Raw genomic sequence first — 26,581 nt, forward strand, 5'->3', positions numbered from 1 at the left:
CGGAACACAAGGATTTCCATCGTCCACCGACGGGTTGTCCACAGGCGGGTTGTCCACAGGACCCGAAAGGTGTTCGCCACAGCGGTCGCAACGGGGAGAGCATGCAACACATGCCCAACACGTTCGTCACCGCCGCGTTCGATCTTCTTCTGGACCTTCTCTTACCACGCAACTGTGCCGGTTGTGGTTGTGCGGGGCCGGCGGTCTGCGCGGCCTGCGCAGGCTCGGTCGATCGGCCGGCATTCCTCGCCGCTCCGGGACAGATGGCCACACCGGGGCGGCGGGGGCCACCACCATCCTGCCTCGCCGGCGCTGTCTATGACGGTCCGTGTCGGCAGATCATCCTGGCCTTCAAGGAGGGTGGCCGCCGCGACGTTGTCAGGCCGCTGACGCTGGCACTCGCCCGTGCGGTGGCGGCGGCCCGATCCATGGCAACGCACGACGGTCCGGTCATCCTTGTGCCGGTACCACCGACGCGTGCCGCCCTACGGCAGCGTGGCTTCGACCATGTGCGCAGGCTTGGCGACGGTAGCGCCCGAGCGCTTTGCCGGGTCGGGGTGCCTGCTCGGGTAGTGCCGCTGCTGCGGGCGGCCCGGCCGGTGGCGGACCAGGCGGGTCTTTCCGCGGCGGACCGCGCGGCCAATCTCGACTCCGCCTTCGTCGTGCGTCACCGCGTCCGACCGCCCGACGGTTCTTCTCCCGCCAGGGCAGAGCAGGAGATCGGCAGGTGGAATGGCCGTTCGGCGTCCAAGGCGTTGTTCGTCGTCATCGACGATGTCGTGACGACCGGCGCGACCCTGTCCGAGGCCACAAGAGCGTTGCGCGCCGGCGGCGTACCGGTATCGGTCGCCGCGGTCGCCGCGGCCACGTTGGCCCGCCGCGGTCCTTCTGGAGATGACCGGCCCGAAGGTGTCCGTTTGCCTGCAACCGGGGTACCGGAGGGGTGAGACTGTCGTCACCACGTACCCGCGCCGTGGGAGCTGAGGAACGAAGCGTGGGCTTGGGTGCTCGGGGTCCGAGCGGAAGGAACGAGGCGGATACGCCCTAAAGCACGACATCGGCAGGTCGGACCGACCGCTTCCACGGGGATCGGTTGGTCATCACCTACCTCCGGTCGACAGGAAGGTGAAGCGAGTGGACATCGTCATCAAGGGAAGGCATACAGCGGTTCCGGAGAGGTTCCGCAAGCATGCCGAAGCCAAGATCGCGAAGTTGGAGAGGTTTGATCATAAGGCGTTCCGGGTGGATGCGGAGCTTTCCCGTGAGCACAACCCGCGCATGGCGCATGTTCGCGAACGTGTTGAGCTGACCGTGTTCTCGCGGGGTCCGGTCATCCGTGCCGAGGCAGCTGCCGCCGATCCCTACGCCGCGCTCGACCTGGCCGCGGCCAAGCTTGCCGAACGGCTACGGCGTGCCGCTGACCGGCGCAGCCGCCACAACGGGGCGGCGCGCGGTTCCCTCGGGCATCTGCCGGGTGCCCTGGTCGATCCGCTGGCGAACCTGCCGGGTGCTGCCGGGGCTGCGTCCTCCAGCCCTACCGACTCCACCCGTGGTACCGACGTCCAGACTGCCGAAAGCGACGCGGATTACGGTGATCCGGGCTTCTCGCCCCTGGTTGTCCGTGAGAAGATCCATCGAGCCGCCCCGATGACTCTCGACGACGCGCTGTCGAACATGGAGTTGGTCGGCCACGACTTCTATCTCTTCCGCGACGTGAGCACGGGTCTCCCGAGCGTTGTCTACCGACGGTGTGGTTACGACTACGGGGTGATTCGGCTTGAAGTAGGCGAGCATGACCATCCCGGTGCGGGTGTCGAGGTTCACCGCCATCAGTCAGGTTCCGGCGATGTCTATGACGAAGCTCGTGGTGTGGTCGCAACGGTGTAAACGTATGCAGGTCTAGCCGACGTGGGACCATCTGCCGTGGACGTCTTCAGTCACGTCCCCGCCACCCCATGCATCAGCACGGGGTGGCGGAGGCGTAGGCGGTCACGACGTGAAGGAGGTCACATGACGGGGGATGGGCGCCAACCAGGGGAGGAGTCGTCCTCGCCGTCGCCGACGGATCCCATCCGGGTGCTCGTTGTCGATGACCATGCGCTCTTTCGGCGTGGTCTGCAGATGGTTCTCGAACAGGAGAACGACATCGAGGTGGTAGGGGAGGCCGCGGACGGCTCTGAGGCCGTCACGATGGCGGTGGACATGGCACCGGACATCGTCTTGATGGACGTTCGGATGCCGCGCCGCGGTGGGATCGACGCGACCAGCGCGATCAAGCAGGCTGTTCCCAGCGCGAAGATTGTCATGCTGACCATCAGCGACGAGGAAGCGGACCTCTACGATGCGATCAAGGCGGGTGCCATGGGGTACCTGCTCAAGGAGATCTCGATCGACGAGGTTGCGACCGCCATCCGCGCGGTGCACGGCGGCCAGAGTCTGATCAGCCCGTCGATGGCGTCGAAACTTCTCACCGAGTTTGCATCCATGATCAAAAAGACCGATGATCGGCCACAGCTACCCACTCCCAGACTCACCGAGCGTGAGATGGAGGTCCTGCGGCTTGTTGCCAAGGGACTGAACAACCGTGACATCGCCAAGCAGCTGTTCATCAGTGAGAACACGGTCAAGAACCACATCCGCAACATCCTGGAGAAGCTCCAGCTGCACTCGCGGATGGAGGCGGTCGTCTACGCGGTCCGGGAGAAACTGTTGGAGATCACCTGAGGTTCCCAGGTGCACGCGGCACCGGGACTCACCGGAAAGTGACGGTGATCAGGTCGGTGTGTCCCGGAACCGCGGTCAGTCATCCGACAGCAGTGAGCCGATCCAGCAGTCGAGGCGGGTACCGTGCAGAACGAGACCTCGGCGCAGCGTGCCTTCGATAGTGAACCCGTTCTTCTCGGCTACCCGGCGGGAGGCCCAGTTGCCGACGCCGGACGTCCATTCGAGCCGTTCGATCCCCAAGGTGTGGAACGCCCAGCGCCCCACCACGCCGACCGCCTGCGTCACCACCCCTTGGCCACGCGCGCCCGGCGCGCACCAGTAACCCACCGCGGCCAAGCCGTCATCGGTCACGCGCATCAGGGCCACGGAGGCGAGTACCGACCCCGAGGTGGCGTCCAGCACGGCGAACGGGGCACCATGGCCCTGCTCCCACTGCCGCGGTGCGAACTCGGTGACGTAGGATGTGGCGTCGACCTGCATATAGGGCGTGGGCATCCTTGTCCACCGCTGGATGTCCGGATCCTGACAGGCGGCGTGAATCTCATCGATGTCAGCCGGGATCCACGGCCGTAGATGGAGCTTTCCCGCCGTAATCTCCACGGGTTCCAGTTTCGGCATGCTGGCCAGGATCGCCCATGGATCTGTCGGCCCCCGCATCCGGGGGTATGGGCACCGGCCGGGGGGTCTCGAACGTTGTCGTGGACAGGGTCCGACAACCGGGCAGAGCCCGGCATCCGTAGGGGATCGATGCAACCCGGCCAGGACGCCTGGCGCAAGTCCGGCCCGCCGCAGGGTGGATCGATCAGCGCGGGGGGCTAGTGTTGTTGTGTAGGTGACCCAGCCGACAAACCGCCCGAGGAGTTTCACCCGTGGTACTCGAGAAGATCCTCCGTGCCGGTGAGGGTCGCATTCTGCGCAAGCTCAAGGCGATCACCGAGCAGGTGAGCCTCCTCGAGGAGGACTTCGTCGGGCTCACGGACGCAGAGTTGCGCTCGATGACCGACGAGTTCCGCCAGCGGCTCGACGGAGGCGAGGAAACCCTCGACGAGCTCCTCCCCGAAGCGTTCGCGGCGGTACGCGAAGCGGCCCGGCGTACCCTCGGGCAACGGCACTTCGACGTCCAGATCATGGGTGGGGCGGCGTTGCACCTGGGCAACATCGCCGAGATGAAAACCGGTGAGGGTAAAACCCTCGTCTCGACGCTGCCTGCGTACCTGAACGCGTTGTCCCGCAAGGGCGTCCACATCGTCACGGTCAATGACTACCTGGCGCAACGTGACGCGGAGAACATGGGTCGGGTGCACCGTTTCCTGGGCCTGACGGTCGGTGTCATTCACCCGCAGATGTCACCGGCCGTCCGCCGTCAGCAGTACGAGGCTGACATCACCTATGGCACCAACAATGAGTTCGGCTTCGACTACCTGCGGGACAACATGTCGTGGAGCGGCGAGGAGCTCGTACAGCGCGGGCATAACTTCGCCGTTGTCGACGAAGTCGACTCGATTCTGGTCGACGAGGCCCGTACGCCGTTGATCATCAGCGGCCCGGCCGACAACCCGACCCGTTGGTACACCGAGTTCGCGCGTCTCGCGCCGATGCTTGTGAAGGACACCGATTACGAGGTCGAAGAGGGTAAGCGGACGGTCGCCATCGCCGAGTCCGGGGTGGCGAAGATCGAGGACCAGCTCGGCATCGAGAACCTCTACGAATCAGTGAACACGCCGCTCGTCGGCTATCTCAACAACGCGCTGAAGGCCAAGGAGCTCTACCGTCGGGACAAGGACTACATTGTCACGGACGGCGAGGTTCTCATCGTTGACGAGTTTACCGGTCGGGTGCTGCACGGAAGACGCTACAGCGAGGGAATGCACCAGGCGATCGAGGCCAAGGAGAAGGTCGAGATCAAGCAGGAGAACCAGACCCTGGCCACGATCACTCTGCAGAACTACTTCCGTCTCTACGACAAGCTGTCCGGAATGACCGGTACCGCGATGACGGAGGCGGCCGAGTTCCACCAGATCTACGTCCTCGGTGTGGTGCCGATTCCCACGAACAAGGAGATGGTTCGGGCCGACCAGCCCGACGTCGTCTACAAGACCGAGGTCGCCAAGTTCAACGCGGTCGTCGATGACATTGCTGAACGTAACAACAAGGGCCAGCCTGTTCTTGTCGGAACGACCAGCGTGGCGAAGTCGGAGTACCTGTCCAAGCAGCTGACCAAGCGAGGCGTGAAGCACGAGGTGCTGAACGCCAAACACCATGAGCGGGAAGCGTCGATCATCGCCGAGGCGGGGCGCAAGGGCGCCGTGACTGTGGCGACCAACATGGCCGGACGCGGTACCGACATCATGCTCGGTGGCAATCCGGAGTTTCTCGCTCAGGCCGAGTTGCGTCAGCGTGGCCTCAGTCCTATTGAAACCCCGGAGGACTACGAGGCGGCCTGGCTGGAGGCGCTGGAAAAGGCCCGTGCATCGGTTGCAGCCGAGCACGAGGACGTCGTGGCCTTCGGCGGTCTGTACGTTCTCGGTACCGAGCGTCACGAGTCCCGCCGTATTGACAACCAGCTACGTGGACGAGCTGGCCGGCAGGGCGACCGTGGTGAGTCCCGGTTCTACCTGTCGCTCGGTGACGATCTCATGCGGCTGTTCAACGCCGCGGCGGTCGAGGGCATCATGGACCGCCTCAACATTCCCGAGGACGTGCCGATCGAGTCGAAGATCGTTACCCGTGCGATCCGGTCCGCGCAGACACAGGTCGAAGGCCAGAACTTCGAGATCCGGAAGAACGTCCTGAAGTACGACGAGGTGATGAACAAGCAGCGTACCGTCATCTACGAGGAGCGCCGCAAGGTTCTCGAGGGTGCGGACCTGCATGAGCAGGTACGTCATTTCATTGATGACACGGTGGAGGGCTACGTCCGTGGCGCGACCGCGGAGGGCTATCCCGAGGAATGGGACCTCGACACCCTGTGGTCCGGTCTCGGCGAGCTTTATCGGGTGGGTGTGGAGGTTCCGTCGCAGGATGAGCGTGAGGGACTGACGACCGAAACGCTGATTGAGGATATGCAGGCCGACGCGCACGAGGCGTACGACCAGCGTGAGGATGAACTGGGCGTCGGCCCGGATGGTGAACCGCTCATGCGGGAGCTGGAGCGCCGGGTCGTGCTGGCGGTGCTGGACCGAAAATGGCGCGAGCATCTCTATGAGATGGACTACCTGCAGGAGGGTATCGGCCTGCGGGCCATGGGGCAGCGTGATCCGCTGGTCGAATACCAGCGGGAGGGCTACGACATGTTCCAGACCATGATGGAGGGCATTAAGGAGGAGTCGGTCAGACTCCTGTTCAACGCCGAGGTGCAGGTTCCTTCCGCTGACTCCACCACCCCCGAGGCTGTGGGCACCGCTGCCGGTACGGAGATCGTGCCCGCGGACCGCGCGGCGCAGGCAGCGGGCGAGGCCGGTCTCGTCGCGGCCGTGCGCGCCGCGACGGCCGGCGCCAGCGCCCCGGCTCCTTCGGCCGTAGCCGCCTCCGCGGATGTTCCTGGCCGACCAGTGGTGCCCACGCCCCCGCCGGTGTTCGTCAAAGGCCTGGAGCCGCGTCGTCCAACCGGCGATCTCCGTTACACCGCGCCGTCCGTGGACGGCGGGTCCGAAACGGTAACGACCCGCTCGTCCGGGGACGTACTCGGTGTCGGAGACGGGGAATCGGTGACGAGTGCGGGCACTGGTCGTACCGCCCGTAATGCTCCATGCCCGTGTGGTTCCGGTCGAAAGTACAAGCGTTGCCACGGAGATCCCTCGCACCGCAGCACAGCCTGACGGGTCCGCATCTCGCGTCCGCGGCTGGCCGGGCTCGGTCCTACTGTGGGTCGGGGGTGTGGCGGCACTCATGAGGTTCCGACGGTCGGGATCTCGGGGGAGTCAGCCGGTCTGTAGTGCCGTGACCCGCCAGCGGCCGTCGGACGTCTCCATACGCAGCGCGAGGGCACACGCCCGTTCGCCGCAGGCGATCACCGCGGCAACCTCCGCGATCCCATCGCGAGGCTCGCACACTCGCACGCAGCGCAGGGTGTAGCGGCGTTGGCGCACGTTGTCGGCTGCAAGGCGTTCAAGGTCTGCCTGGACGTGCGGAGTGGTCCAGGCGGCAAGGTGCGCCGCGGGCCGGATTCCCGTCATGGCCTCCACCATTGCGCGGACGACGACCGTGGCCACGGCGCGGGCGGAGGGGGCGGAACGGTTGTCCCGGGTGCCGGCGGTCCGGGGGCCGGATCGGGGCTGCGCCGGAACGTCCCTGGTGACGCGTTGCCGGAGATCACCCAGGTCGCTGTCAGGCAGCGCAAGGACGATGGGCGCCGGGTCCCGGTCGACCGGTGGGCGGGCGGCCCAGGTTCCCGCCTGCGGCTCGTCGTCGTACGGAGGTTCGGTTGGCGTGTTCGGTATCTGGTAAAGGTGACGCACGCGGGTGGAGCCTGGACGGGCGGAGGCAACGGCGGTCACGGCGCTTTTCTCCAGTCGACGGGGAGGGCGGGGTCAGGGCCCGGGGCGGGGCGGCTGGAGCCGCTGACCGGGCAGGATCTTGTCGGGGTCAGGGCCGATCACATGCTCGTTGGCGGCCCACCACCGTGGCCATTCCTGCGCGATTTGCGCGGCGGTCGCGCCAGGGGGGAGATGCCGGGCGGCGATCGCCCAGAGGTTGTCGCCACGCAGTACGACAACCTCGGAGCTGTTCAGGACACCGGTGTCGGACGGTACGGCCGGTAACCGGCCGGATTTACCGATTCCGAGCGACCCTGGTGCCACCAGTGGATCAGGTTGCGGGAGATCACGCGGTGGGGTGTCGTGAGGGTCCAGGTCGGGCCAGGGCGTCTGGGCGCCGGCCGATGCGCCGGGGGCAGGGGCGGGCGTGGGGGTGAACGTGGGGGTCGGGCTTGAATCGGTGGGCCGGTCGGAGGATCTGGCCGGCTGTGGGGACAAGTCCGTAGCGGTCGTGGGGGTGGGATCAAGCGCGACGGCACGGATGTCCAAAAAGGTGGCCGGATCTGTCTGTTTGGACGGACCTGGGGTGCTCGCGGGTGCCGCGGCTACGGGGCGGATGTCGCGCGGGTCAAGGTCGTGCGGGTCAAGGTCTGGCCAACGGATACCGGTTCGCGCCTGGGTGGCCGGGGGCTGGTCAGGGTTATTGGACGAGAGGCTGGCTGGTGTGAGCTGAGGGGTTGGGGCTGCTTGTGTCGCGGTGAGGGTGGTCGGTGTCGTCTGGATGTCGATGTCGGGCCATGCGGTCGCGGACGCCGTGACGGCGCCGGTCGTTCCGGTACCTGCTGTGGGGCTTGCCGCCAATGCCGGCACGGCGGTCCCCGCGGCGAGGGTTACCCCGAGAGTGATCTCGATAATGTGTCGCAGTGTCCTGGGAAGGATGCGGCGAGCTACGAGTGCGGCCATCTGGCCGCCCACTCCTGGCAGCGTCGCCAGCGCGCCCAGGAGAAATCCCAGGCACAGCCACAGCAGGCATGCCCAGGCGGCCAGGCCGACGACGCTCGTGAGCGCGTGTTCGGGGTCGGCGTTGATCCAACTGGGTAGCGCTGAGATGTCGGGCGGGAAATCGGTCCGCCGGGGGCCTGCGGCGATCATGAAGATCGCCAGTGCCGTGGTGGTGATGCTTCCCGTAAGGGCGGCCAGTAGGCGCCGGACGGCTGACACTGGCTACCCCCAAACCCGATGGACGATTATGAAACAGGTTGTTTGACTATGTTTGCTTGTGTAGTCGTCTGACGAATACGTGTCAACCCGGCTTGGGTGGTTTACCCGGCCTTGCTCCTGATTCCAGGACGAGGTCGTACCCGCACTCGAGGTCCCCGCCCGGTGCGCGACCATGTGGGCAGGTGGAGGTCGTCGGTGATGGTGGCGGTTGGTAGCGCCCGATCAGCCGGACGGCCCCGACCAGCCGGACGGTCCGACCACTATTGGTGTTGGGATTGATGGGGGTGTGGGTTGCGCTGGGAGGCCCTGTTTGCCGATCTTGAGATGCAGTGGGAGGCGGCTGAGGCGGCCGACCTCGACGCCGAGCTCGTGGATAGAAGCCGGCGGGAGGTCGGCTACCTGCGCCTGATCGACCGCCTGCGCCCAGCGATCGGAACATGGCTGCGGTTGGGTGTTCTGGCGGGCGGGCGGGACGGCGGTGCCGTCCTCGGCGGTCGGCTCGTGGCACTGGGGATGGACTGGCTGCTTCTCCAGGAATCGACGGCACAGGAAGTATTACTACCGCTGCGTTCCGTGTTATGGGTGCACGGTCTGGCGGCGGCCTCCGCCCAGCCCGGTCATGAAGGTCCGCTGGCGGCCAAGCTGGACCTGCGGTACGCCCTGCGAGGGGTCGTACGGGACCGTTCGCTCTGCTCGGTCGTGGTTGTTGACGGCACAGCCGTGACGGGCACCATCGACCGGGTCGGAGCGGATTTCTGTGAGGTGGCCGAACATCCTGATGACGAGTTCCGCAGGGCGCGTTCGGTGCGCGCTGTGCGGACGGTTCCGCTGGCTGCGATCGGGTTCGTCCGCCGAACAGCGTGAGATCGGCCTTTGGACCGGAGGCCCCTCGCGGTCGGTTCTCGTCGAGAGGCAGTCGGTTCATCCCGACAGTCGGTTCTCGTCGAGGAGTGCGTCGCCTCTCCCCAGCGGGTTGGCGACCACGAACGCGCGGGTCTGCTCGTATGCCCGCTGGATGTACGCCTCAAGCTCGGTGCGTTCCACCCGCCACTGCCCCCGGCCGCCGATCTTGATCGCGGGGAGTTCGCCCGAGCGGACCAGCGCGTATGTCTGGCTCGACGAGATGTTGAGGATCTCTGCCACATCGCTGAGTTGAAGGAAGCGCTCGTTCATCGGCATGTCTCTCTGGCGATGGATGGGTCGTGTCTCCTGTGTATCAGACTCCGAGGGGCGAATCGCCTGTGAATGCCTCTACTTGTGGATAACAGCCGCGGTTCGCCTGGTTCGGTAGTCGGGGCCCATCCGCGGCCGTTGTCGTGGACCACGTACTCTCGGCGATCGGGGTGCGCATCGGATATGTCCGTCACCGGGTCTACCGTCGCATCCGTAGTCCGCCCACCAGTAGTTCCTGACCGGCCAACGGCAGTGCGACCACGGGGGTACGGCAGAATTGCAGAGCGATCTGCCGGTTCCGGTGTTTTCGTGTTGCCCGGCGGCCGGACGGGACCCTAGCCACCTGGAGGTCCGGGTGCCCGACCTCACGCCCGCCCTGGCGCCTTCGCCGAAACCGGTGGTGCCACCGTCGCCACCTGCCCGCCGGTTGACCCGCCGGCGTTGGCGGGACTCGCGGCTCCTGATCGGTGTCCTGCTGGTGCTGGTGTCGGTCGTGGCGGGTGCCAGGCTGTTCGCCACTGCCGACAGAACCCGAGCCTGGGTGGTGGCGCAGGCAGATCTACCGGCCGGTCATGTCGTGGTGGCGGCGGATCTCACCACGGCCTCGGCGCATCTGGGTTCCGACACCGCTGCTCGCTACTACCCGGGTGAGCGGAGTTCGGAGATGGTCGGAGCAATGCTCGCGCGCCCGGTTTCGGCCGGCGAGCTGGTCAGCGGCGCGGACTTCGTGCGGGACGGAGTCGCCGCGACCCGGCTGGTTCCGGTGGTTGTCAAAGACGGCCGGGTGCCTCCGCTTTCTCCGGGTGATCATGTGGATGTCTTCGTGTACCAGCGGTCGGCCGTTGTGTCCGCGAATTCGGCGCAGTCGGCAGGCCAGTCCGTTCAGACGGCGCAGGCCGCCTCGGCCGGCAGCGGTGCGGAGGTGCTTGTGCTGCACGACGTCGAGTTCATCTCGCGTGAAGTTCTTACGGGGGGCGCTCGATCCCTGACGCTACGGGTGCCGGTGGATTCTGCAATCAATGCGGTGGCTGCTTCCCAGAGCGAGCGCGTGGACGTCGTCAAACTCGAGCGCGGTTCCCGCGGCGAGGTGGGCGGGGTGGGCCCGACGGCTGTCCCGGGATTCGGGCAATGAACCTGCCGATCCTGACCGCGGTCACGAACTCGGTCGTCGAGTCCGGGTTGGTGACCGCGTTCGACCGCCGCGATCTCGGGGTGACGGTCGTCCGCCGATGCGTGGATCTGCCCGATCTGCTGGCCGCCGCGACGACGGGCGCGGCGCGGGCCGCCCTGTTGTCGGCGGACCTGCGTCGACTGGACCGGGAAGCGTTCACCCGGCTCGCGGCTGCGGGAGTCGCGGCCATTGGGCTGATCGTGCCGGGGGACGAGGACGGTGAGCGGCGGCTGCGCCAGCTCGGCGTCGTCGCGGTGATCGCGACTGACTCGACCGCCGAGGTGGTGGCGGCCGCGGTGGTGGAGGCGGTTCGGGCGCTGTCCGACCGAGGACCCGCGGCGCTGCCCGCCGGTGCGTACGGAGAGCCGATGGCCGGCTTCGCCGCATTGGCGCCGGTGGTTCCCCAGTCGGCATCCGTCGATCTTTCGGAGCTCGGGGACGGTCGGGTGATCGCGGTCTGGGGCCCGACCGGCGCGCCTGGGCGCACCACGGTGGCGTTGGGCCTGGCCGCGGAGTTGGCCGGCATGGGCATGTCGACGCTGTTGATCGACGCCGATGTCTACGGCGGATCGGTGGGGCAGCTGGTGGGCCTGCTGGAGGAGGCCCCCGGGCTTGCCGCCGCGGCCCGGGCGGCGAACCAGGGGACCCTCGATATCCCCCGCCTGGCGGTGCTGTGCCGGGATCTCGGCGGGGGGTTGCGGGTCCTGCCGGGGATCGCCCGTCCGTCGCGGTGGCCGGAGCTTCGTCCGGCGTCCGTCGAGGTTGTGCTGGCGCTGGCCCGCCAGCTTGCCAGTTTCGTCGTGGTGGACTGTGGGTTCTGCCTGGAGATGGACGAGGAGCTGTCGTTCGACACGACCGCGCCGCGTCGCAACGGGGTGACCCAGACGGTGCTCGGCACGGCTGACACCGTGCTGGCAGTGGCGTCGGCCGAGCCGGTCGGGCTCGTGCGGTTCGTTCGAGCCCTGTCCGAACTGCGCGATGCCGTGCCTGGTACGAATCCGTGGATCGTCGTGAACCGGCTCCGCGCGTCCGCGGTCGGGGGAGACGCTCGCCGTGAGGTCGCCCGGTCGATGGTGCGCCATGTCGGGGCGGAGCCGGTGGCCCTGGTACCGCTGGATGTCGCGGCGATGGACACCGCGCAGGCTGTCGGTCAACTGCTACGTGACGTTGCTCCGCAGTCGCCTGCCCGGCTGGCAATCAGCGAACTCGCGGCGCGGGTGGCTGGGCGTCCGGTCCGCGGGCGTCGGCGACGTTCGTCGGCCCGCCGTTGAACTGACCAGAATCACGTCGGTCGATTTTGACCGAGATGTATCAACCGGTGTATGTCGACCGGGACGGTGGCTACCGGCGCGCACAGGCGTGCCCGGTCGGTCACGACAGTCTGCGGGGATGGCCCCGGCGAGGGGCGGATCCCCTGGTTTGTTGTTTGTTCCGTTCTTGCGTTCCGGTTGTGCGAAGTGCCGCCGGTGAAGACGGTCGGACGTGGACCGTAGATGTCGGTTTTATGTTGGAATCCTCCTTTCGCCGTCGCGAGGAACGGTTACGGACCGCGGTTCCGGGGCAGTCTGTCTGGGTGACTGATCGTACGACGAACCTAGCACTTGGCAATCATCTCGCTGTTCGAAGTGGGGTGCGCGTGTCGGGGTGGGCGCTTCGAGCCCAGCCAACGTGAGGACCTTTCTCGGAAAGAGACGGTCACGGTACGGAGGTCGCCTTTGGTGCAGAAAGCGATAACTACCTTGTTTTGATAACATTCGGTTAGTATGAGCACCTGCGTCACCGCAGTGGTGGGAGCAATTAATGATCACCAAGTGCTCGTTCGAAGCGACGGGGGGTGTACCGGGTGAGCCGGGAGTACGCCAAGGCCGTGGGCGCCCGTCTACGGGCCATACGGATCCAACAAGGAATGTCGTTGCAAGGGGTGGAGCAGAAATCCCGGGGGCGGTGGAAGACCGCAGCGGTCGGCTCCTACGAGCGCGGCGACCGGATGATCAGCGTTCATCAACTGTCGGAACTCGCGGCTTTCTACGGGGTTCCGGTCTCAGCGCTTCTGCCGGACGAGGAGGCGCTGCCGCCGCGTGAGCGCCGGCCGCGTACCGTCCTCAACCTCAAGAGGCTCGGAGAAGCGCCACCTGACTCCTCCGCACTGGTACGACGTTGGGTGGCGCAGATACAGCGCCAGCGAGACGACTACGCCGGGCATGTCCTGTCCATCCGCGATGGTGACCTGCGGGCGTTGGCCCTTCTCCACGACACCACCCCGCAGGAGTTCTCCGAGCGGCTGCGTGGATGGGGTGTGCTTGAGACGAGCTTCGGCGAAGGTGAAGGTGAAGATGAAGGCGAGAAGGAGGTCTCCGAGTAGCCCTTCGGTACGCCGGGCGGGGTGGCATCCGCACTGGCGGGATGGCGCCGGCGACCACTGACGACTACGGACGGCAGACGGACGGCAGACGGACGGCGGCGCAGGGCGTGCAACTGCGAGACGGACCCACAGCGGGAGGTGGCTGATGGCTGGCAGACGGGCGCCCCGTCGCGGACTGGTGCTGGGCGCCGGCGGCGTGCTCGGGTCGGCGTGGATGATCGGGGCTTTGCGAGCCTACGAGGAAACAACCGGTATGGACGTCCGTGACATGGACATGGTCGTCGGTACCTCCGCCGGTTCGGTGATAGCTGCTCTGATCGGCGTCGGTACAGATGTCGGGACAATGGTCAACTCCGAGTACGGTCGACCTCTCTTCAACGATCCGGTCCTCGACTACACCCGGCTCGGTTCCGCGCTGCCACCGAGGCCGCGGATGCGGATCGGCTCCCGCCGTCTGCTCGTCACCTCGGCGCGCCACCCGCGCAGTGTGACTCCGCTGGTGGCCCTGGTCTCCCTGCTCCCGCAGGGGCGTGGCACGCTGGCCGCGGTCGGTGACCTCGTGGCCGCGGCGGGTTCCAGCACGACCACCTGGCCGACTCCCGTACCGCTGTGGATCGTCGCGATGGACTACGACACCGGGACCCGGGTCGTGTTCGGCGCGCCCGGCGCGCCCGAGGCGTCGATCGCCGACGCGGTCATGGCGTCGTGCGCCATCCCGTCCTGGTATGCCCCTGTCATGATCGACGGACGGGCCTATGTGGACGGCGGGACTCGGTCGCCGGCTTCTGCGGACCTTCTGGCGGGTGTCGGGCTCGACGAGGTCCTGGTGCTCGCGCCTGCCTGTTCCTTCGCGTTCGACCAGCCGCGGGGTGCGCTGGCCCGGATCGAACGCCGGATGCGGCGGGTGGCGACGCGGGTGGTGGTACGGGAGGCCGAGTTGCTGCGGTCCGCCGGCACGCGGGTGACGGTGATCTGTCCGGGTCCGCGTGATCTGGAGGTCATCGGTGGCAACGTGATGGATCTCACCCGTCGCAGACAGGTCTTCGAGACCTCGTTGCGGACCAGTGCGACCGCACTGGCAACCGCTGCCGAGGGCCGCCTCGCCGCAGCCGGTTGACCGTGGACGGCGCCGGTCGACCGTGGACCGCCGCCGGTGCCGCCCGGCAACCACCTTCCGGCAGGACGACGCAACACCACCGCCGACCGGGCGTCGGGTGGCTCACGGCACACTGGCAGTGTGCGCATATACCTGCCGTCGACGTTGCCGGCCGCACGGGTCGTCCTGGAAGAGCGGACAGTGCCCGGTGGGCTCGGCTTCGCGGTAACCCCGGCGCTTCGGGAGTGGTATGCCCATTCGGATACCGAGGACATGGAGTACGCGTCGCTTCTCGCCGCGGCCAGGGCGAGCCTGCGGCTGCTCGACGTCGACCAGGACGCGCCCCGGCGGCGGGTGGTGTTCGCGGTGGACGTCGACGAACGCGACGTGCGGATTCGCGATGACCTTGATCGGGGGGTTGTCGAGGTGACCATATCGGTGCCGATGTCGGCGTTGCGGGCTGTTCACGCGGACAGCGCCGACGCGCAGGTGGTTGTTGCCGCGGCCGCGGCCGCCGTGGTGGAGGCGGATCTCGGCGGTGATGACGCGGCCTTCCTGGTGGACACGGCTGACGGGTACGAGCTCCTCTGGTATGCCACCCAGGAACTGGGGGATCTTTTCTAGTGGATGCCGTGACCGTCGTTCCGGAGCCTGTCAACGAGCCGATCCGTGACTATGCGCCGGGCAGCCCGGAGCGGGACCGCCTGCAGGCCGCCGTGACCGGGATGGCCGGGGAACACGCCGAGTTCGGGCTGACCATCGCCGGGGAGTCCCGGCCGGGCGCGGGTGAGCCGTTCGAGGTGGTTGCCCCGCACCGGCACGCACTGGTGCTGGGCACCGGACGGGCCGGTGCGCCGCGCGATGTCGCCGACGCGGTCGAGGCGGCCCTGGCGGCCGGGCCGGGTTGGCGGGCGCTCGACCCCGACGACCGGGCCGCGGTGTTCCTGCGGGCAGCCGAGCTGCTTGCGGGGCCGTGGCGGGACACCCTCAACGCCGCGACCATGCTCGGGCAGAGCAAGAGCTGCTTCCAGGCGGAGATCGACGCGGCCTGTGAACTGATCGACTTCTGGCGTTTCAACGTCGCGTTCGCCCGTGGGATCGCAGCCGGGCAGCCGCTGTCGTCCGCCGGTACGTGGAACCGGTTGGACTACCGCCCGTTGGAGGGGTTCGTCCTCGCGGTGACGCCGTTCAACTTCACCTCGATCGCGGCAAACCTGCCGACCGCTCCGGCGATCATGGGTAACACGGTGGTCTGGAAGCCCAGCCCGACCCAGCAGCTTGCCGCTCACCACACCATGTCGCTGCTGGCCGCGGCCGGCCTGCCGCCCGGAGTGATCAATATGGTCACCGGGGACGGCGCGGCGGTCTCCGCGGTCGCGCTGCCGCATCGTGATCTCGCGGGGGTGCACTTCACCGGGTCCACCGCGACGTTTCGTGGGATGTGGCGAAAGATCGCAGAGGGCATCGACGGCTATCGCAACTACCCGCGGCTGGTCGGTGAGACGGGCGGGAAGGACTTTGTCGTGGCCCATCCCAGTGCCGATCCGGATGCCGTCGTGGTCGCGCTGGTCCGTGGTGCGTTCGAGTACCAGGGGCAGAAGTGCTCGGCGGCGTCGCGCGCCTACCTGCCCGCGTCGATGTGGCGGGCCGGGCTGCGGGACCGGCTGGTCGCCGAGACGGCGGCTGTGACTTACGGCGACGTGGCGGACCTGAGTCTGTTCGGCGGCGCGGTGATCGACCGGCGGGCGTTCGACCGGCTGTCGGCCCTGCTGGCACGGCTGCGGGCGGACACGGATGTGTCGGTTCTCGTCGGCGGTGCGACCGACGACCGGGTCGGGTTCTTCGTGGAGCCCACCGTGGTGGTGTGCGCGGACCCGACGCACGAGGTGTTCCGCACCGAGTACTTCGGACCGCTCCTTGCTGTGCATGTCTACGACGACCGGCCGACAGGCCCCGGTCCGGATGGGTTCACGACGGTATTGCGGGATCTCTCCGATGTCGCGCCCTACGCGCTGACCGGTGCGGTTTTCGGCCGTGACCGCGGAGCGCTCGCGGCGGCCATGGCGGCGTTGCGTTACAGCGCTGGAAACTTCTACGTCAACGACAAACCGACCGGCGCGGTGGTGGGTCAGCAGCCGTTTGGCGGCTCGCGCGCGAGCGGTACCAATGACAAGGCCGGTTCCGTGCTGAATCTGCTGCGATGGGTCTCCCCACGGGCACTCAAGGAGACTTTCGACCCACCGCGTCGGGTCGCCTACCCGCACATGAGTTGAGAAGATCTTGAAATGGGGTCCGAAGGCCCGACCCGGGCCACGCCCGGACCACACTGGTTGACGGTTGGTTGTCCGATGGTAACTGGACGTCCAAAACGCACCTGTGAAATGGTCTGTTACCGGTATCGACCGAAGGATGTTTGCGCTGGGCGTCCACAACGGTGACCGGGTGCGTCGACTGAGTCGTGCGTCGCAATTGCCCGTTGCCGCCGCGGAAGATCGTCGTACTGCTTCGCGATACTTTGTGATGGATTCACGGTGTGCCCGGCACATCCGAAGAAAGCTCTCGTAGTCATGATGAGGTCCTCGGACGCAGTCGGGGCCGTCACCCATGCCGGTGTGGATCTCGATGGAGCGCACCGTGGGAAGGAGGCTGATCGTTCGTGTTCTACCTCGCCAGCCAGATCCTGGTGTTCGTTGCGGCGGCACTGATTATCGGTGCGCTGCTGACCTGGGTGCTCCTCATCGGCCCGGTGCGGCGCCAGAGCGAGGCGGCCCGCCATGCCCTGGCCGCCGCCGGCACCATCGCCGACAACGGTGTGGCTTGCGTGGACGTCGGGGAGTCCGAGACCGTCGTCACGGTGCCGACCCACAGCTCGGAGGTTGCTTCGGCGGCCCTGGTCAACGAACTGAGTATCCGGTTGCGACGCCAGGAGGACGAGTCCGCGCTGGACAAGGCGGAGCTCACGGCCCGGCTGGCAACCGCTGAGCAGCAGGCTGCCCGGTACGAGCGACGTGTCGGCGCCGCCGAGCTGCGGATGACCGCTGCCGAGCGGCAGGTCACCGCGGCCGGTGAGCGGGTGCGCATGATCGAGCAGGCCCTTACGCAGGCGCAGGCCCTTACGCAGGCGCAGGTGCAGGCCGACAGGCATGACAGCCGGACGGCCGGCGTGCCGGCGGTGGTGGTACCGGCCGCTCGCGCCGCGCTCGGGGCCGGTGGTTCAGCGAGGGACGTTGACACCGTCGGCGGATCCGGCGGGGTCATTGCGGTATCCGGTGAAGCGGCCGCAGGTCAGGGCGAGGCGGTCGAGGCGCTCGCAGCCGAGGCCGAGCAGCTACGGACCCAGCTTGCCGAGGCCGAGGGACGGGCGGCGAAGTTCTCCTCCCGGCTGGCGATGGCCCGCACCGAGGCGGAGGCCGCGCAGCGCCAGGTCGCGACGATGACCACCAGGCTTGACCGCCACCAGGCCGAATGGGCGGCGGAGAAGGTACGGCTGCTGGCCCGGATGAGTCAGACCGAGCAGAGTGTGACGGCCATCGACCGTGGGGACGCCGCCATCGACCGTGGGGACGCCGGGTCCGACCGTGGGGAGAGCGAGGTCAACGGCCAGGAGGTAAACGCTGATCGCGCAAACACCGGCGCTCAGGAGGACTTCGGCGATGACTTCGACTTCGATGGTAGGGACCCGGCGCTCGCCGGTGTGGTCCCGGTGCAGACCGCCCGGCGGGTGCCCGGGGAGTACCCCGGGCAGCGCTGCGCGGCGCTGCCCGGCTCGGCCGCGCCTGCGGGGCTGACGTCGACGCCCGGCGACTTCCCGGCCGCCGCGTCGGTGGAGGAGTCCGGTGGCCGGCGGGACAACCTGAAGGAGATCGTGGGGATCGGCCCGGTCGTGGAGGCGCGCCTGCACGCGCTCGGTATCGCCAGCTTCCGCCAGCTTGCCGAGCTCGACGACGACGGGGTGGACAGGCTCGTCCGCATCCTCGACGGGTTCGGCGACCGGATCGTCCCGGACGACTGGGTGGGTCAGGCGCGCTCGCTGTACGAGCGCCATTACAGCGGCACCGCCTGACGCCCACGGTCACGAAAGATCATGTTTCCGAGATTAGCCATTCGGTCTCGGCTTCGAGGATTCGACGGTCGGTGATGTCCACGTAGAGCCACAGGTGCCCGCCGTAGACATCCCCGTTGAAAACCGGGATGTGGCTGCGCGCGAACACGCGTCCGTCGGAGAACATCACCTCCTCGTCCCGGACCTTGCGCCGTCTGCGTAGCAGCAGGTCGAGCCGGGCAGCGAACCCTGAGGGGTCCTCCACCAGGGTGCACACCGGACGGGCCACGGTCCGGCAGTCGACACCGATCAGGTCTGCGGGGGCGTCGGCAAGTTCGAACAGGTCGCAGAAGTTCTGGTTTACCGCGACCACCCTTGCGTCGCCGTCGGCCATGAGAACGGAGCTGGGGAGGGTCGCGAGTAGTATTTCGAGCCTGTCGTCACGATCGTGACAGGCCCCGTGGACGCGCATCAGCTCGTCGAAAAGACAGCCACAGGCGTTGTGGGGACCCGGTGGATCGTCATGCGCTCCACCGGGTACGGATCGGGGTTCTCGGCCCAGGTCTCGCGAGGCGAGGCGCGGGTCAGGTTCCGGCCTCTGGACGGCGGGCTGGGATCGCGACGGGTGCCGAGGAAGGACGGGCATGTTCCGTGCCACCGCGGCGTCGGTGCCATGGCAGGACCCGGGCTGCGGTGCAGGCGTACCTGTGCCGCGGCCGGCCGCGGGAGTTCCGCTGGGGTGCGGGGCCCGGTGACCTCCGATCAGGCGTCCCGTCGGGTGCCCTGCACCGTTCCGGTTCGGTCTGCCCGTGGCGGGTGGGACGCGATCTGCCGCGCCGGTAGGGCGGTCTGCCGGGACCGATGACCAGCCGTACCCCTGCGCGACCCGGCGGCCCGGCACCCAGCCGCGGATGTCGAGGTTGCGGATTTCAGGGCTTCGGACGTCGGGGTGCTCGCGCTCCGACGATCGTGCGGGTAGGGACCCGAGGTCCTCGCGCCGGTTCGGTGGGTCGGTGGGTCCGACAGCCGGAGCCGGTGGCCATGCCAGCGGTGGCCATGACAGTGGCGGTAGGAAGGCGGTCAGCGTCCCGACGAAGCAGCGGCGCCGGCCGTCCGGGGACGGCGTCCCCACGGCATACATGATCACATCGCGTGTTTCGCCGGCTGGTCGCACCAGCCGGAGCCGTGTCCACAGAGCGTTACCATGAATTATTGCTCTTCGCCACTGCCTGCGAATACCGGGTAGGTCCGCCGGATGGACGGCGCGTTCCCAGCCATATCCCAGGGCTTCTTGCTCGATGATTCCTGTCAGATCGCACCAGCGCTGGCTGACGAAAGTATGGCGGCCGGCAGTGTCGGTCGCGAATACCGCAATCGGACAGTTCCGGGTGAGCATCGTGAACATTTCCCAGCCAGCATTGAAAAACTCTGGTGTATCAGTTCCACCCCTATTTTCGATCATCGCTGAAGTCCGTTTCCGGGACGGTCCGCTGGACCGTCCGATGCGCCAGGCGATGATCCAGAGCATCTCCAGGGTAGCTGAGTCTGCACGTCAACCCTTCTCGGCGGCGGATGGGGCATGGTGTTGGCACCCGGATGCCGGTTTCGGCAGCCGGTTGCGCGACTGGTGGACTTCAGGTATTTTCGCCGGCTGGAACCGGCGCGCGTAACTGGTTGATGCGCGCCGTCCGGCTACGGACATCTGAAGGTTAGCGCCAGCTGTCGGCCCCCATCGGAATTCGTTCCAGGTGTTTCTCTCCCGATCGGCCGGGCGTCGCTTGTACCCCGGGCGGTTTCGGGTGATGACGGTCGCTCCGGGTGATTTCCCGAAGAACTGACGGCTGTCTCGTTCATGCGTTGGCAGCCCGATCGTCGCCCAATACGGAAAGTAGCGATCACCTGATCGAATGTGTGATCGGTTTCGTCTCGCCGCGGGTTGCCCCGGGGGCGGTGCGGGTGGCATGTGATGGTTGTGCAAATATTGTTGCCGGAGGTCCGGGGGATCCGGAGGGTGGGGACTTGATAGGGCGCGGCCCACTTCCTACTCTTCGTGGTAATTGTCCGGATCGAAGGCAGACGTGCGACCGGGGGGATCGGGTTTTCTGTGGCGGCACGCGGCGGCTGGATGGACGCAACTTCACTCGTCGAGACCGAAGTGCGTGAACTGGTCCGGCGCCGCTCGCTCGACCCGGTTCGCGAACCCACCCAGATCCGCCAGCTCGTCGAGGACGTCCTCGGTGATTATGAGGAACGAGCGCTTACCAGTGACCTGCCCGCGATTGTCGACCGCGCCACCACCGCGCGGCTCGTGCATGACGCGGTCGCGGGATTCGGGCCGTTGCAGCGCCATCTCGACGATCCGACCGTGGAAGAAATCTGGATCAACGAACCCGGACGCGTTTTTGTCGCCCGTAACGGGCGCAGCGAACTGACGACGACGATCCTCACGGCCGACCAGGTGGCGGACCTCGTCGAACGGATGCTGAAGAGTTCCGGGCGCCGGGTCGATCTGTCCACCCCGTTCGTGGACGCGACGCTGCCGGACGGCTCGCGCCTGCACGTGGTCATCCCGGACGTCACCCGGGTCCACTGGTCGGTCAACATTCGTAAGTTCATCCTGTCCGCCGCGAGCATGGAGGAACTCGTCGGTTTCGCGACGATCACTCCGTCGGCGGCGGCTTTCCTGGAGGCCGCTGTCGGGTCCGGGCTGAACATCATCGTCGCGGGCGGGACCCAGGCGGGCAAGACCACGATGCTCAACTGCCTGGGTTCGGCGATTCCCGGCCGGGAGCGGGTCATCACCTGCGAGGAGGTCTTCGAGCTCAAGCTCCGGGCTCCGGACTGGGTGGCCATGCAGACCCGTCAGGCCAACCTGGAGGGCACCGGCGAGATCCGGCTGCGACGTCTGATCAAGGAGGCGCTGCGGATGCGCCCCGACCGCATCATCGTCGGGGAGGTCCGCCAGGAGGAGGCTCTCGACCTGCTGATCGCCCTGAACTCGGGCCTGCCCGGGATGTGCAGCCTGCATGCGAACTCGGCCCGTGAGGCAATCACCAAACTGTGCACCCTCCCGCTGCTCGCCGGGGAGAACGTCAGCCACGCCTTTGTGGTGCCGACGGTCGCGGCCAGCGTCGACCTCGTCGTCCACCTGACCAAGGACGCCCACGGGCGCCGGCGCGTCACCGAGATCGTCTCGCTGCCGGGCCGCACCGAGGGGGACGTCATCGAGGTCGCGCAGATCTACCGGTCGCGTGGCGACACCCTGATCCGAGCCGACGGATATCCGCCCCACGCCGACCGGTTCGCCCGCGCCGGCTACGACCTGCCCGCCCTGCTCGCCGCGACCGACCGCGAACGGGCCCGGGGTGAGATCGCGGTGGAGCGCTGATGGGTATCTTCCTCGGTCTGCTTCTCGGCCTCGGGCTGTTCCTCGTCGTCGTCAGCGGGAGTCCGCGTGCCTCGCGCAATCCCGGCGCGGCGAAGTGGCGGAGGCGAACCCGGGAGCTGCTCGCCCAGGCGGGTATTCCGGGAGTCAGCCCCGACCAGTTCGTCATGATCAGCATCGGGGTCGGGTCGCTGGTCGGTCTGACCGTGCTGGCCTTCACCGCCACCTGGTCGCTCGCCGCGGCGTTCTTCCTGTTCGCGGCGCTACTGCCGCGCACGATGGTGCTGCGACGCCGTCACACGCGCGTACACGACCTGCGGGAACTGTGGCCGGACGTCGTTGACAACCTGGCCAGCGCGGTACGGGCCGGGATGTCCCTGCCAGAGGGGCTCGCGTCCGTGGGCGTGCGCGGTCCGGCTCCGCTGCGTCCCGCCTTCGCCCGCTTCGGCGAGGACTACCGGGCCACCGGGTCGTTCTCGGCAAGCCTCGACCGGCTCGCGGACGACCTCGCGGACCCGATCGCGGACCGGATCATCGAGTCGTTGCGGATGGCGAGGGAAGTCGGCGGCACCGATCTGGGCCGGCTGCTGCGGACCTTGTCGACGTTCCTGCGGGAGGACGCGCGGACCCGAGCCGAACTGGAGGCCCGGCAGAGCTGGACGGTCAATGCCGCCCGCCTCGCGCTCGCCGCCCCATGGGCCGTCCTGCTGCTGCTGGCAACCCGTGGGGACACCGTGCGCGCCTATGACAGCCCGACCGGCGTCGCCGTGCTCGGGGCCGGCGGTGGGGTGTCGATGCTGGCGTACCTGCTCATGAAGCGGATCGGGCGGCTGCCCGAGGAAGGCCGGGTGCTGCGGCCATGAGCCCGCGACCATGAGCGCGCCGCGAGCATGCCATGAGCGCACCGCGAGGGCATCATGAGCCCGGCCGCGACAGGCGGCCTGCTCGGCCTGCTCGGCGGGGTCGGACTGGTGATCGTCGTCCTGCGGTCGCCGACCGCCCGGCGGATTCGGCTCGCCGACCGGATCGACCCCTACCTGCGCGACACCCCGTCACAGTCCCGGCTGCTCGCGGACCGCACGCGGTCCGGGGCATCCTCGCGCAGCGGGCTGGAGGCGTTGCTGCGGCCGTTTGTCAACGACGCGGCACGGCGGCTCGACCGTTTCCTCGGTGGACGTTCCGCCCTGCAGCGGCGCCTCACCCAGGCCGGCGGACGGACGTCGAGTGAGGAGTTCCGGATCCAGCAGGTGATCTGCGCGGCCGTGGGTGCGCTTCTCGGCGCCTTCCTGCTGCTGGTGCGGGCACTGTCAGGCTTCGGACCGCCTCCGATCGTCGGTGTCGCCCTGGTGGTCGCCGGTGTCGCGGGCGGGATCCTCGGACGGGACTGGTGGCTCGGCCGCGCGATCCGGGAACGCGAGGAGAAGATCCTCATCGAGTTCCCGACCGTGGCCGAACTGCTCGCGCTGGCGGTGACCGCGGGAGAGAGCCCGATCGGCGCGTTGGAGCGGGTGAGTCGACTGTCACACGGCGAGCTCGGCCGCGAGCTGCGGTCGGCCCTTGCCGACGCCCGTGCCGGCGCCACCCTGGTGCAGGCGCTGGAGGGGATGGCCAGCCGGACGACGGTCGCCTCCCTTGCCCGGTTCGTCGACGGCATGGCCGTGGCCATCGAGCGCGGCACCCCGCTGGCGGAGGTACTGCGGGCGCAGGCGGTCGACGTCCGCGAGGCGGGCAAACGCCAGCTGCTGGAGGCCGGCGGCCGCAAGGAGATCGCGATGATGGTGCCGGTCGTGTTCTTTGTTCTGCCGACTACCGTGATCTTCGCTTTCTATCCGGCGATCGTGAGTCTGACCTTCAATGCGCAATGACGATGTATCTATCCGGAGGAGTTGTTGGCTGTGCATGGTCTGGTGGTGGCAGTGAGCCGGTGGATCTCGGCACGGGAACAGATATGGGAACAGGCGTCCCGGGCCGGGCGGCGTACCCGCGGTGACCGCGGTGACGTGCCCGGCTGGGTGATGGTCACGGTCATGACGGCCGCTCTGGTGGTGGCCTTGTTGGCAATCGCGGGCCCGGCGCTGAACGACGCCTTCAGCAATGCGATCAACTCCGTGACCGGCGGTAAATGACCGCGTCCGGTCCGGCGCCGGTGGCGGACCGTGGATCGGCTGTCGTCGAGTTCGTGCTGGTCGGGACGTTGCTGCTGTTTCTGTTCCTGGGTGTGGTGCAGGTCGGCATTGTGCTGCACATTCGCAACACCCTTGCCGCCGATGCGGCTGAGGGCGCCCGGCACGCGGCGAACCTGAACGCCGCACCCGACTCGGGCGGTCCGTACGCCGAGCAGCTGATCACTTCGTCCGTCCCGGGTAACACGGCCGGTAACTGCACCAGCAACGCGGTGACCGGGCCGGCCGGGGTGCCGCTGGTCGAGGTGCACTGCCAGGTTTCCGTACCGCTGACCCTCGTGCCGCTGGGCGCGAGCACGACGATCAGCGTTGTCGGACACGCGGTGCAGGAGACGCCGTGAACTCGACTGTTCCCGTCGAGGCCTCCGTCGAGGTCGCAGTCCAGGTCGCAGTCCAGGTCGCCGTCCCTGTCCGGGGCGAAGCCAACGGCCCGCGGGTGTGGGGCCGGGCGTGCCTGCGGTGGCCGGTGCGGGGCGGGCGCGGGCGGCGTCCACGCCTGCGTGACGACGCCGGCTCCGCGCTGATCGAATTCGTCGGGCTGTCGGTGCTGCTGCTGCTCCCGTTCGTCTACTTCTTCCTCAGCGTCTTCGCGGTTCAGCGTTCCGCGTTCGCGGTGACCCAGGCGGCCCGGGCGGCCGGCCGCGCCTACGCGACCGCGGACAGTGAGGATCAGGCCGTCCAGCGGGCACAGGTGGCCGCCCAGTTGGCTTTCGCCGACCAGGGGCTCGATGCCGCGCCGGAGCTCCGCTTCGCGTCCGAGGGCGCGGACTGCGGTGCTGGAGACCCCGGCGACGGGGCCGCGTCGCTCGCTCCGGGCTCCCGGTTTGTCGTGTGCGTCCGGTCCGTTGCCGCGCTGCCCGGGACGGCGCAGCTGTTCACCGGGCTCGCGGACATCACCGTGAACGGAAAATTCGTCGTGGTGGTGGACGCCTACCGTCGCAACCGGACCATCCCGTGAGCCGACGCCACAGGCTGCGGGCAGGTTCCACCGGCGCCTTGCGGGCAGGTTCCACCGACGCCGCGTGCGCCGGATCCCGCCAGGACGCGGGGACGATACTGATCCTGACGCTTGGCTATGTCGTCGTCGCGTTGATGTTGGCGATTGTCGTGGCCGACGTCTCGGCGGTGTATCTGGCCAGGCGTTCGGTGGCCTCCGCGGCGGATGGTGCCGCGCTCGCCGCGGCACAGAGCGTCAACGAGACCGCGATCTACACCGCGACCCAGAACTTCGAACGGCTGCCCCTGACGGATGTCGCCGCGACCGTTGCGCAGTACCAGACCGACGCTGATCCGTCCGGGCGGACGGTGCTGACCGCCGAACTGCTGAACCCGACGACGGTCCGGGTGACCGGTACCCGCACGGTGGACCTGCCGGTGGTTACCATCCTCGGGATCGGCCCGGTCACCGTCACGGCCAGCGCGGACGCCCAGTCACTCGTCCGTGCGCCCGTCCCGTGACGCGCGTGGCAGGCGGTCGCGCGGCGCTGGTCAGGAGCGGAGCAGGAGCAGGCCAGGGGCAGGCGCTGGTCAGGACCAGGCGCTGGTGGCGGCGACCAGGTCGTCCATGTGATGGCCGGTCCGTCTGCCGGCGAGCGCGGAGATGTCGCGGACCAGCCGGGCGACCCATTCCGCCGGGCGTTGCGCGGACAACGTGACCGCGTGCGCGACGTGGTTCTCGGCTTCGTCGAGGTTCGGACGGTCACGGGCGAGCACTGTCCGGGCCCGGGCCATGTGCACCGCGACGATCATCCCGGTCTGGCCACTGTCCGCGATCAGTGCGGCGGCTCGTTCAAGGTGGGGTGTCGCCTCTTCGGGGACCCCGACGGTGGTCAGCGCCTCAGCGCAGGCGAGCGCCAGATCCGCGGGGGAGTAGGTGTCGAGGGCGAATCCCGGACGTCCCTGCGTGGATGCGTCGAGCTTTTCCATGATCTTCCAGGCGCGGGTCACCGCGTTGCGAACCCCGGTGACATCGCCGACGGCGGCATACGAACCGGCTGTGACCTTACCGGTGATCATTGCTCGGGCGGGGCTCGTACCGGCGATGCGGCCAGCAGCCCCGGCGAGTTGCAGCGCCACCGCCGGGCTGTGCTGGCGTACCACGCGGGCGCGTACCGCCAGCGAACGGCCGGCGAGCGCGCTGTCACCCGCGGCCCGTGCCACTGTCGCTGCTCGATCAGCCAGCGACACCGCGTCGCTGTGGCGGCCCCGGTCGTAGGCTGCGCCTGCCATGGTGGCGGTGACGGCTGCGTGCAACCGCATCCAGTCCAGCGCGGCTGACCCTCGTAGCCGTCGGGCACGGGGCACCATGCGGGTGGTCTGTTCCAGTGGCGTCAGCAGGGTTGTGATGTCGGCCAGGTCGGACGTCTCGTACTCCTCGAGTGTCCGTTCCAGCGTCCGGGTACAGCTTTCATACAGATCGCCGGTGCTGACGAGGGCCTGGTCGTTCATCGCGGGGACCTCCGCCCCACGGGGGACGAACAGCCCGCATCGGTCGGCAGCGTCAGGCACGTCGGTTTCCTCTGTGCTCTTTCTGTCGCGAGGGCTTCTGCCGCGAGGGCGCTGTCGCCATCCCGCGTGAAAAGTGACGGGACGGCGTGCGGTTTCCCAGCGCTGACCAGGGTTGATTCTGACCTTGGATGGAACGGCACCCGAGTATCACCACTTTCCGGACCGAAGTGGCCACTGGCAGTCAAAGATAGCCTTTGGGAAACGCTGCCGCTCCTGTGGCGAGCAGGTTCGGATGTGCGCT

Annotated in this window: 26 protein-coding genes and 1 pseudogene; 20 read left to right on the top strand and 7 right to left on the bottom strand. The window is 68.0% G+C overall.

Annotated elements, in window-relative coordinates; all coding sequences use genetic code 11:
• The first annotated feature begins 110 nt into the window (after positions 1–110).
• From NBW77_RS01060 to NBW77_RS01070, 3 genes are all read left to right on the top strand, one after another.
• On the top strand, positions 111–947 hold the full coding sequence (locus tag NBW77_RS01060; protein ID WP_250279153.1) for a ComF family protein: 837 nt from the start codon (positions 111–113) through the stop codon (positions 945–947).
• 187 nt (positions 948–1,134) lie between these two features.
• Complete coding sequence (gene hpf / locus NBW77_RS01065) at positions 1,135–1,887, top strand: ribosome hibernation-promoting factor, HPF/YfiA family (protein WP_131745692.1); 753 nt, start codon at positions 1,135–1,137, stop codon at positions 1,885–1,887.
• 123 nt (positions 1,888–2,010) lie between these two features.
• A complete protein-coding gene (locus NBW77_RS01070) occupies positions 2,011–2,724 on the top strand; it encodes a response regulator (protein ID WP_131745693.1) in 714 nt (237 codons plus the stop codon).
• Positions 2,725–2,799: 75 nt separating this feature from the next.
• Here NBW77_RS01070 and NBW77_RS01075 read toward each other — a convergent pair whose 3' ends face one another.
• Positions 2,800–3,381 (bottom strand): GNAT family N-acetyltransferase, encoded by a 582-nt coding sequence (locus NBW77_RS01075; RefSeq protein WP_349816937.1) that lies wholly within the window; start codon positions 3,379–3,381, stop codon positions 2,800–2,802.
• Positions 3,382–3,593: 212 nt separating this feature from the next.
• Here NBW77_RS01075 and secA point away from each other — a divergent pair, with 212 nt between their 5' ends.
• Positions 3,594–6,542: a preprotein translocase subunit SecA gene (secA, locus tag NBW77_RS01080; RefSeq protein WP_131745694.1), complete on the top strand. Its 2,949-nt coding sequence runs from the start codon at positions 3,594–3,596 to the stop codon at positions 6,540–6,542.
• A gap of 102 nt (positions 6,543–6,644) precedes the next feature.
• On the opposite strand, the gene NBW77_RS01085 is transcribed toward secA, so the two are convergent.
• Both NBW77_RS01085 and NBW77_RS01090 read right to left on the bottom strand, forming a co-directional pair.
• Entirely contained in the window at positions 6,645–7,220 is a 576-nt protein-coding gene (locus NBW77_RS01085; protein ID WP_131745695.1) for an Rv3235 family protein, read from the bottom strand.
• A 33-nt stretch (positions 7,221–7,253) separates the two neighbouring features.
• Positions 7,254–8,420 carry a LysM peptidoglycan-binding domain-containing protein gene (locus NBW77_RS01090; protein ID WP_250279155.1) on the bottom strand — a complete coding sequence of 389 codons (1,167 nt, stop codon included), beginning with the start codon at positions 8,418–8,420 and terminating at the stop codon, positions 7,254–7,256.
• Positions 8,421–8,711: 291 nt separating this feature from the next.
• On the opposite strand from NBW77_RS01090, the gene NBW77_RS01095 reads away from it, so the two are divergent.
• Complete coding sequence (locus NBW77_RS01095) at positions 8,712–9,284, top strand: hypothetical protein (protein ID WP_131745736.1); 573 nt, start codon at positions 8,712–8,714, stop codon at positions 9,282–9,284.
• A 57-nt stretch (positions 9,285–9,341) separates the two neighbouring features.
• On the opposite strand, the gene NBW77_RS01100 is transcribed toward NBW77_RS01095, so the two are convergent.
• Positions 9,342–9,593 (bottom strand): helix-turn-helix domain-containing protein, encoded by a 252-nt coding sequence (locus tag NBW77_RS01100; protein ID WP_131745737.1) that lies wholly within the window; start codon positions 9,591–9,593, stop codon positions 9,342–9,344.
• Positions 9,594–9,948: 355 nt separating this feature from the next.
• Between NBW77_RS01100 and NBW77_RS01105 the strand changes: the two genes are divergently transcribed.
• The 7 genes from NBW77_RS01105 to NBW77_RS01135 all read left to right on the top strand — a co-directional run bounded on the left by NBW77_RS01105 (position 9,949) and on the right by NBW77_RS01135 (position 18,285).
• Positions 9,949–10,725 carry an SAF domain-containing protein gene (locus NBW77_RS01105; RefSeq protein WP_131745738.1) on the top strand — a complete coding sequence of 259 codons (777 nt, stop codon included), beginning with the start codon at positions 9,949–9,951 and terminating at the stop codon, positions 10,723–10,725.
• On the top strand, positions 10,722–12,035 hold the full coding sequence (locus NBW77_RS01110; RefSeq protein WP_131745739.1) for a CpaE/TadZ family protein: 1,314 nt from the start codon (positions 10,722–10,724) through the stop codon (positions 12,033–12,035). The genes NBW77_RS01105 and NBW77_RS01110 overlap by 4 nt, the downstream gene beginning before the upstream one ends.
• Before the next feature lie 572 nt (positions 12,036–12,607).
• Positions 12,608–13,126: a transcriptional regulator gene (locus NBW77_RS01115; protein ID WP_131745740.1), complete on the top strand. Its 519-nt coding sequence runs from the start codon at positions 12,608–12,610 to the stop codon at positions 13,124–13,126.
• Positions 13,127–13,271: 145 nt separating this feature from the next.
• Complete coding sequence (locus NBW77_RS01120; protein ID WP_250279156.1) at positions 13,272–14,243, top strand: patatin-like phospholipase family protein; 972 nt, start codon at positions 13,272–13,274, stop codon at positions 14,241–14,243.
• Positions 14,244–14,363: 120 nt separating this feature from the next.
• Positions 14,364–14,846, top strand: a complete 483-nt coding sequence (locus tag NBW77_RS01125) for a DUF6912 family protein (RefSeq protein WP_250279157.1) — start codon at positions 14,364–14,366, stop codon at positions 14,844–14,846.
• Between the two features lie 8 nt (positions 14,847–14,854).
• Positions 14,855–16,495 (top strand): L-glutamate gamma-semialdehyde dehydrogenase, encoded by a 1,641-nt coding sequence (gene pruA, locus NBW77_RS01130; RefSeq protein ID WP_242605642.1) that lies wholly within the window; start codon positions 14,855–14,857, stop codon positions 16,493–16,495.
• 383 nt (positions 16,496–16,878) lie between these two features.
• The gene (locus NBW77_RS01135) at positions 16,879–18,285 is read left to right on the top strand and encodes a helix-hairpin-helix domain-containing protein (RefSeq protein ID WP_250279158.1); all 1,407 of its coding nucleotides are present in this window, start codon (positions 16,879–16,881) and stop codon (positions 18,283–18,285) included.
• Between the two features lie 19 nt (positions 18,286–18,304).
• Here NBW77_RS01135 and NBW77_RS01140 read toward each other — a convergent pair whose 3' ends face one another.
• On the bottom strand, positions 18,305–18,736 hold the full coding sequence (locus tag NBW77_RS01140; RefSeq protein ID WP_242605643.1) for a PAS domain-containing protein: 432 nt from the start codon (positions 18,734–18,736) through the stop codon (positions 18,305–18,307).
• Positions 18,737–19,357: 621 nt separating this feature from the next.
• Positions 19,358–19,726: pseudogene (locus tag NBW77_RS22205) on the bottom strand (PAS domain-containing protein); the annotation flags it as partial.
• On the opposite strand from NBW77_RS22205, the gene NBW77_RS01145 reads away from it, so the two are divergent.
• The 8 genes from NBW77_RS01145 (at position 19,653) to NBW77_RS01180 (ending at position 25,290) form a co-directional block, all read left to right on the top strand.
• On the top strand, positions 19,653–19,934 hold the full coding sequence (locus NBW77_RS01145) for a hypothetical protein (RefSeq protein WP_165485873.1): 282 nt from the start codon (positions 19,653–19,655) through the stop codon (positions 19,932–19,934). The pseudogene NBW77_RS22205 and the gene NBW77_RS01145 sit on opposite strands and share 74 nt — an antisense overlap.
• Positions 19,935–20,389: 455 nt before the next feature.
• Positions 20,390–21,652 carry a TadA family conjugal transfer-associated ATPase gene (locus NBW77_RS01150; protein ID WP_131745743.1) on the top strand — a complete coding sequence of 421 codons (1,263 nt, stop codon included), beginning with the start codon at positions 20,390–20,392 and terminating at the stop codon, positions 21,650–21,652.
• Positions 21,652–22,512 (top strand): type II secretion system F family protein, encoded by an 861-nt coding sequence (locus NBW77_RS01155; protein ID WP_131745744.1) that lies wholly within the window; start codon positions 21,652–21,654, stop codon positions 22,510–22,512. Before NBW77_RS01150 ends, NBW77_RS01155 begins: the two co-directional genes overlap by 1 nt.
• A gap of 54 nt (positions 22,513–22,566) precedes the next feature.
• Positions 22,567–23,514: a type II secretion system F family protein gene (locus tag NBW77_RS01160; protein ID WP_131745745.1), complete on the top strand. Its 948-nt coding sequence runs from the start codon at positions 22,567–22,569 to the stop codon at positions 23,512–23,514.
• Between the two features lie 30 nt (positions 23,515–23,544).
• Positions 23,545–23,775: a hypothetical protein gene (locus tag NBW77_RS01165; protein WP_502799416.1), complete on the top strand. Its 231-nt coding sequence runs from the start codon at positions 23,545–23,547 to the stop codon at positions 23,773–23,775.
• Positions 23,772–24,173: a TadE/TadG family type IV pilus assembly protein gene (locus NBW77_RS01170; RefSeq protein ID WP_131745746.1), complete on the top strand. Its 402-nt coding sequence runs from the start codon at positions 23,772–23,774 to the stop codon at positions 24,171–24,173. The genes NBW77_RS01165 and NBW77_RS01170 overlap by 4 nt, the downstream gene beginning before the upstream one ends.
• Positions 24,170–24,790 (top strand): hypothetical protein, encoded by a 621-nt coding sequence (locus NBW77_RS01175; protein WP_349816938.1) that lies wholly within the window; start codon positions 24,170–24,172, stop codon positions 24,788–24,790. The genes NBW77_RS01170 and NBW77_RS01175 overlap by 4 nt, the downstream gene beginning before the upstream one ends.
• Positions 24,787–25,290, top strand: a complete 504-nt coding sequence (locus NBW77_RS01180) for a pilus assembly protein TadG-related protein (protein ID WP_502799412.1) — start codon at positions 24,787–24,789, stop codon at positions 25,288–25,290. Before NBW77_RS01175 ends, NBW77_RS01180 begins: the two co-directional genes overlap by 4 nt.
• Positions 25,291–25,359: 69 nt before the next feature.
• Here the strand turns inward: NBW77_RS01180 and NBW77_RS01185 are convergent, their stop codons facing one another.
• A complete protein-coding gene (locus NBW77_RS01185; RefSeq protein WP_242605644.1) occupies positions 25,360–26,340 on the bottom strand; it encodes a hypothetical protein in 981 nt (326 codons plus the stop codon).
• Between the last annotated feature and the right edge of the window lie 241 nt (positions 26,341–26,581).

The sequence above is a fragment of the Frankia sp. Cppng1_Ct_nod genome, assembly GCF_920656135.1.
In the GTDB taxonomy this organism is placed as follows: Bacteria; Actinomycetota; Actinomycetes; order Frankiales; family Frankiaceae; genus Protofrankia; species Protofrankia meridionalis.

Coding starts and splice junctions, on each gene's coding strand:
- NBW77_RS01060 (WP_250279153.1), top strand. CDS start 111: ATGCCCAACACGTTCGTCACCGCCGCGTTCGATCTTCTTCTGGACCTT.
- NBW77_RS01070 (WP_131745693.1), top strand. CDS start 2,011: ATGACGGGGGATGGGCGCCAACCAGGGGAGGAGTCGTCCTCGCCGTCG.
- NBW77_RS01075 (WP_349816937.1), bottom strand. CDS start 3,381: ATGCGGGGGCCGACAGATCCATGGGCGATCCTGGCCAGCATGCCGAAA.
- NBW77_RS01100 (WP_131745737.1), bottom strand. CDS start 9,593: ATGAACGAGCGCTTCCTTCAACTCAGCGATGTGGCAGAGATCCTCAAC.
- NBW77_RS01110 (WP_131745739.1), top strand. CDS start 10,722: ATGAACCTGCCGATCCTGACCGCGGTCACGAACTCGGTCGTCGAGTCC.
- NBW77_RS01120 (WP_250279156.1), top strand. CDS start 13,272: ATGGCTGGCAGACGGGCGCCCCGTCGCGGACTGGTGCTGGGCGCCGGC.
- NBW77_RS01140 (WP_242605643.1), bottom strand. CDS start 18,736: ATGCGCGTCCACGGGGCCTGTCACGATCGTGACGACAGGCTCGAAATA.
- NBW77_RS01150 (WP_131745743.1), top strand. CDS start 20,390: ATGGACGCAACTTCACTCGTCGAGACCGAAGTGCGTGAACTGGTCCGG.
- NBW77_RS01155 (WP_131745744.1), top strand. CDS start 21,652: ATGGGTATCTTCCTCGGTCTGCTTCTCGGCCTCGGGCTGTTCCTCGTC.
- NBW77_RS01160 (WP_131745745.1), top strand. CDS start 22,567: ATGAGCCCGGCCGCGACAGGCGGCCTGCTCGGCCTGCTCGGCGGGGTC.
- NBW77_RS01170 (WP_131745746.1), top strand. CDS start 23,772: ATGACCGCGTCCGGTCCGGCGCCGGTGGCGGACCGTGGATCGGCTGTC.